Genomic DNA, 6,749 nt, shown 5'->3' on the forward strand with positions numbered 1-6,749 from the left:
TATAAGCGGTCTATACCATTTACTTTTATTTGAACCAATTTTATGCAAAAAACAACTCTCAAACCTAAGTTCATTGCTGCGTTTGTGGCGTTGAACCTAAGCCCAATGGTCTTCGCCGGACAAGTTTATTCCGGCGTGGATTATCAATATTTCCGTGATTTTGCTGAGAATAAAGGCAAATTTACTCCCGGTGCGCAAAATATTGCGGTAGTGAATAAAAAAGGCGAATCTATCGGCACTATGATGCAAAATGCGCCGATGATGGATTTTTCGGTGGTCAGTCGTAATGGTGTGGCGGCGCTTGTAGGCGATCAATATATCGTCAGTGTGGCGCATAACGTGGGCTATCGAAATGTTGATTTTGGCATGGAAGGCAATAACCCCGATCAGCACCGATTCGGTTATAACATCGTTAAACGAAATAATTATAAAAACGACCGCACTCACCCTTACATGACCGACTACCATAACCCTCGATTAGCCAAATTCGTCACAGAAGCTGCACCAATAGAAATGGTGTCAAATATGCAGGGTAGCACCTATGGAGATTTAGAAAAGTATCCAATGCGGGTGCGAATTGGTAGCGGCTGGCAATTTTTGCGTGATGATAATGACAATGGCAATCATATTGCCATGGCGTATAACTACCTCACCGCAGGCAATACCTTTATGCAAGGTTGGGCGAACAATGGTGAGGTCAGTTTAAGTGGTGATGTGCGTCATCCAAATCAATATGGCCCGTTACCGATTTCAGGTTCTAGCGGTGACAGTGGTTCACCGATGTTTATTTATGATAAAACGGCAGGAAAATGGCTGATAAACGGCGTATTGCGTAGTGGACACCCTTATCAAGGAAAAGAAAATACCTATCAAATTGCACGTAAGAATTATTTAGATGAGATCATTGCCGGTGATTTGATGACGGTTTTTGACTTTACATCAGCTTCTTATGACTGGACAGCAGACGGCAACGGCAGCGGTAAATTAACCAAAGGTAGCAGAGTTGTCACAAACACACCGCTTGCCAATTACAGCCTGCCTTCTTCCGGCAGAGATGAATTTTTTGGATATGGTGGCCCAAACCCTTATATGCCGGCACTTCATCACGGTAAGAATATTTACTTTGGGAATATGGAAAACGGCACGATAACCCTGAAAAATAATATCGATCAGGGTGCTGGTGGGCTGACCTTTGAAGGCGATTTTGTGGTACAGCCTAGCACCGATGAAACTTGGAAAGGCGCAGGTGTTTCAGTAAGTGAAGGCAGTACGGTGACGTGGAGAGTCAAAAATCCGGCAGGCGATCGTTTGTCTAAAATTGGGCAAGGCACGTTATTGGTCAACGGTAAAGGCGAAAACCTTGGTGACATCAGCGTGGGGGACGGTGTTGTCGTTTTAAATCAACAAGCGGATGAGCAAGGCAAAAAACAGGCCTTTAATCAACTAGGTATTGTGAGCGGTCGCCCTACGGTGAAATTAGAAAGTGCCGACCAAGTCACTCCGAATAATATTTATTTCGGCTTCCGTGGCGGTCGTTTAGATCTCAACGGTCATTCGCTTACCTTTAATCGTATTCAAAACACAGATGAAGGCGCGCAAATTGTCAATCATAACAAAGACACAGCCGCAACCATCACGATTCGTGGTAATGCGCAAATTAATAATGAAAAGAACATTAATCAATCTAAAGCCACGGCGTTTAACGGCTGGTTTGGTGAAACCAATGCCACACTTCACAACGGTCGATTAAATATCGATTATCAACCTACGCACACGGACAGCGTTTTTCTATTGTCAGGCGGAGCCAACTTAAACGGCAATATTACGCAAGAAAACGGTACTTTGGTCTTTAGTGGTCGCCCAACGCCTCATGCCTATAACCACCAAAACCGACCGGCATTAATTGGCCGTCCGCAAGGGGAAGTAGTGATTGACGATGACTGGCTAAGTCGTACCTTTAAAGCGGAAAAATACATCATTAACGGTGGAAGTGCGGTCGTTTCTAGAAACGTTTCTGCGATAAACGGCGATTGGCAATTAAGCAACAATGCCAATGCCATATTGGGTGTTACCGACAAACAGGCGAATTTCATTTGTGCCCGTTCTGACTGGACGGGGCTGACGAAATGCGCCAATCAAACCTTGTCCGATAAAGTTTTTTCCAGCATTGAACGCAGTAAAATCAATGGTAATTTCAATGTGTCTGACAAGGCAACATTGTCCGTTCAAGGTCTTGCTGATATGGTGGGTAATGTAGAGTTGACGGCAAATAGTCAATACAGTCTAATCCACGGTGCAATCCAAACGGGAGCTTTACGTTTAAGTGATAACGCCACTGCTCGTGTGGATAACGCAACGCTAATAGGCGATGTTTCAGTTACAAACCAAGCACAATATCAACTCGCTAATAATGCCACCCAAAATGGCAATTTAACCTTAAGTGATACTGCTCAGGCTACGGTAGTTGGTGCAAAACTCAACGGTAATACAGCGTCAAGTCAACGCAGCCAATATCGCTTAATTGATGGAGCTGTACAAACAGGATCATTGATGTTAGGCAATGAAGCTAATGCGTTGGTAAATAACGCGACTTTAAGTGGTGATGTTTCGGTTGCAAACCAGGCTCAATATCAACTGGCTAATAACGCCACACAAAACGGCGCGTTACGTTTAAAAGATCATTCCAAGGCGTTAGTGAATGCAGCAAACTTAAAAGGCAATGTAATCCTTTCCGAGCAAGCCGAATTAAATTTAAACAACACAACGTTTAGTCATAACATCAACGGTTCTGCAAATAGCCGTGTGATGTTAACTAATCAGACCAACTGGGTTTTATCTGGTAGTTCAACTGTAGGTCATTTAGCGTTAGATAACAGCCAAGTTACCTTAAACTCTAGTATGAATTCTCGATCTTTCAACACCTTAAGAGTTTTGGGCGATCTTAATGGAAACGGTTCATTTAATTACCGTACTTATCTTGAGCATCATTTGGGTGAGCATGTGGAAGTTAATGGTGTTGCTAAGGGCAATTTTGTGTTGAATGTAAACAATAGCGGAAAAGAGCCACAAACCTTACAACAGCTCAGTTTACTTACTTTAAAAAACGCTGCCCAGCAGATAGAATCGGTACAAGTGTCTTTAGCTAATGGTACTGTTGATGTAGGTACATATCGTTATGAATTAAAGAATTTTAACAATGATTACCGTTTATACAATCCGAAAAAAGAACAAGAGCTTGCTGAACAGGCACGTCTAGCGGAAGAAAAACGAAAAGCGGAAGAAGCGATTCGTCTAGCCGAAGAAAAACGCAAAGCGGAAGAAGCGGCACGTCTAGCCGAAGAAAAACGTAAAGCAGAAGAAGCGATTCGTCTAGCCGAAGAAAAACGCAAGGCGGAAGAAGCGGCTCGCTTAGCGGAAGAAAAACGTAAAGCGGAAGAAGCGGCTCGTTTAGCGGAAGAAAAACGTAAGGCGGACGAAGCCGCACGTCTCGCTGAAGAAAAACGCAAGGCGGAAGAAGCAGCACGTTTAGCGGAAGAAAAACGTAAAGCCGACGAAGCTGCACGTTTGGCGGAAGAAAAACGTAAAGCGGACGAAGCGGCTCGTTTAGCCGAAGAGAAACGTAAAGCGGAAGAAGCAGCACGTCTAGCAGAAGAAAAACGTAAAGCAGAAGAAGCCATTCGTCTAGCCGAAGAAAAACGCAAAGCAGAAGAAGCGGCACGTTTAGCAGAGGAAAAACGCAAAGCGGAAGAAGCGGCACGTTTAGCGGAAGAAAAACGTAAAGCTGATGAAGCCGCTCGATTAGCAGAAGAAAAACGCAAGGCAGAAGAACAGGCTCGTTTAGATGCACAGCGTAAAGCGTTGGAACAAGAAAGTGCGGTCAAAAAACAAAAAGAATTGATTAGCCGTTATGCTAACAGCGCGTTATCCGAATTATCGGCGAGCGTGAATAGTGCGTTATTGGCGCAAGATGCATTAAACAAACATTTAGTGTCTGAGAACAACACCAATATTTGGGCAAATACGTTATATTCTTCCAGCAATTATGATGCTGATGAGTTCCGTGCGTATCAACAAAAAGCACGTTTGACACAAGTTGGTGTGCAACATATTGATACAAATCACCGCTTAGGCTTGTTGTTCTCTCATTCTCGAGCAAGCAATGCTTTTGATGACAACATTAGTAGCAAAGGCCGCTTAAATATGCTGTCTGCTTTTGCTAAATATGATTTTGAAAATGGCTTAAACATCTCTGCCGATGCAGGATATGGTTTAAGTGCGGGTGAAATTCGTGGTGAATCTCAAAATGCCAAAATAAAACGTCGCATCGCAACAATTGGCATGGGCTTGGGTTATCAACTGAATTTAGATAAACTGGCCATCCGACCACATGTTGGCATTCATCGTTATTATATTTCTGCCGATAGTTACACTTATGCCGGAGTTAATGTGCATTCTCCGAAAATGAGCTTTAATGCTTATCATGCCGGTGTAACGGTGGATTATGCCTTTATGCCGTGGGCAGGCGTTACTATCCGACCGGCATTGACGTTGAGTTACGTCGATGCATCTGATTCCAAGATAGCAATGCAAGTTAATCAATCACAGTTAACACAACATTTTGATCGTTACTGGCAACAGGAAATTGGGGTCACTACGGATTTTGCTAGTTGGCAGATTGCGACTTATGCAGGAAAAAGTCGTGGTAAACAACTAGATAAACAATATCATATTGGTTTGAAAGTGGGCTATCGTTGGTAACACGTTATAAATGAGGTAAATATAGGTATTCATTTCATTAAATATGAATATTTTGAACTTATTTTTTGTGATAGTGTAGGAAACTACAAACATCTATTCTGGTCTGAAGTATACAGGGTAGTCAGTTGAAAAAGGATAAAAGTTAAATGAAGAAAGTGTCCCAAACTTTAACCGCACTTTTACTCAGCTCAGTCGTTGTAAGCAGTGTATTCGCAACAGAAAATCATCAAAATGCAGCAAGTGCAGATTATGAACTCGAGAAAGTCTTAATTTTCAGCCGCCATGGGTTACGCTCACCAGTGGAAAAAGACCCACAAGAAATGGCAAAATATTCGCCGTATGCGTGGGCAAAATGGGATGTGCCATCAGGTTATCTCACCGCAAAAGGCACAGTACTGGAAACTTACTTTGGGCAATATTTAGGCCAATGGCTTGCGGACAAAGGGTTATTAACCACAGGACGTTGTGCATCAGGTGAAGGCATTTTTGCTTATGCCAATGGCGTGCAACGAACCATTGCAACAGGGCAAGCAATTGTGGCTGGCGCTTTTGCAGGTTGTAATGTGCAATTACAACACCACGGAAAAATAGGTTCAGAAAAAGATCCGATTTTTAACACCCAAGCGCATAATCCAAGTAAAGCCTTAATTGAATCTGCAAAAAGCAAAGTAGATTTAAATGCGTTACAGCAAAAACTTGCTCCGAATTATGCACTGTTAAGTGAGATAATTGATTACAAAAATTCACCAAACTGCTTGCAAAAAGGTGAATGTGATTTAGGTGGGAAACTAGGCGAATACAGCATAAAAGATGGTAAGTCGGTTAAAATTACCGGCTCGATCAGCACAGGAAAGAAAATTGTCAGCGCATTATTGCTAGCGCATTATGTGGGCAAACCTGATGCAGAAATCGCAAACGGTCGTGTGGATAGCCAAGAAAAATGGCGTGCGATTAACGAAATTAAAAACGAATATTACCGCACTTTATTTAAAAATAACGAAGCGTTAGCTCAAAATGCTTCATATCCGTTATTGGCATTTATTCAGCAACAGCTAAATAGCAAAAATAAAATTAACTTATTGGTTGGACATGATTCGAATATCGTCGCTCTGCTTGCAGCACTAGGCGTTGAGCCTTATGAATTGAATGATTCATTGGAAAATATTCCAATCGGTGGCAAGTTGTTGTTTGAAGTGTGGAGGCATAAACCGAGCGGTAAGTTAAAATTTAAGTTGGATTATGTTTATCAAAGCACAGAACAACTGATTAACATCACACCGCTAAGCTTAGCAACACCACCAAACCAAACAGCATTAACCCTCAAAGGCTGTGAAAAAGATGAAAATGGCTTTTGTGATTACGAGCGTTTTCAACAGGTTTTGAGGGAGAGTATTGAAAACGGTAAGAAATAGCGTTCATGCAACCCTATGAAAAATACTTAAAAGAGAATTCGCAGAAATTGCGAGTGGATCAAACTGATGCGGAAAGAAAATTATGGCAACGCATCAATCGAGATCAATTATTAGGATTTCGATTTAATCGACAAAAGCCACTTTTAAGTTATATCGTTGATTTTTATTGTGCGAAAGCAAAGCTGATTATCGAATTAGATGGTAGTCAGCACTATGAGCCTGATTATCAGGAAAAAGACGCATTGCGAGATGCAGAATTAAATTCACTTGGTTTTACGGTGATGCGATTTAGCAATGATGAGGTCATGAGTGAAATTGAAAGTGTAGTAGAGCAGATTTATTTGTTTTTAGAGAATGTAAGGGCTGATTGAGTATGAGCGTTAAGTAGCTCTGCCAAATCTCCCCTACCCCTCTTTGCTAAAGAGGGGAATTCTTGAGTAAATTGATAGTAACTGTCTCATTTACATTTTAATTTCAATAGAGATTAAATTATCTGCTTTTAAAAAACGTTAAAGTAGAACATAAATATTTAACTCGCCAAAGATCCAATCCCCTCTTTAGCAAAGAGGGGTAGGGGAG

General features: G+C 41.8%; 3 protein-coding genes. All 3 read left to right on the forward strand.

The window, feature by feature from the left end; all coding sequences use genetic code 11:
• Positions 1-42 precede the first annotated feature (42 nt).
• A complete protein-coding gene (locus tag HMPREF3263_RS02775) occupies positions 43-4,758 on the forward strand; it encodes a S6 family peptidase (protein ID WP_070852935.1) in 4,716 nt (1,571 codons plus the stop codon).
• A gap of 146 nt (positions 4,759-4,904) precedes the next feature.
• On the forward strand, positions 4,905-6,170 hold the full coding sequence (locus tag HMPREF3263_RS02780; RefSeq protein WP_005698019.1) for a histidine-type phosphatase: 1,266 nt from the start codon (positions 4,905-4,907) through the stop codon (positions 6,168-6,170).
• 5 nt (positions 6,171-6,175) lie between these two features.
• A complete protein-coding gene (locus HMPREF3263_RS02785) occupies positions 6,176-6,541 on the forward strand; it encodes an endonuclease domain-containing protein (protein WP_005698005.1) in 366 nt (121 codons plus the stop codon).
• The last annotated feature ends 208 nt before the right edge of the window (positions 6,542-6,749 follow it).

This window comes from Haemophilus sp. HMSC61B11 (assembly GCF_001838615.1).
In the GTDB taxonomy this organism is placed as follows: Bacteria; Pseudomonadota; Gammaproteobacteria; order Enterobacterales; family Pasteurellaceae; genus Haemophilus_D; species Haemophilus_D parainfluenzae_AD.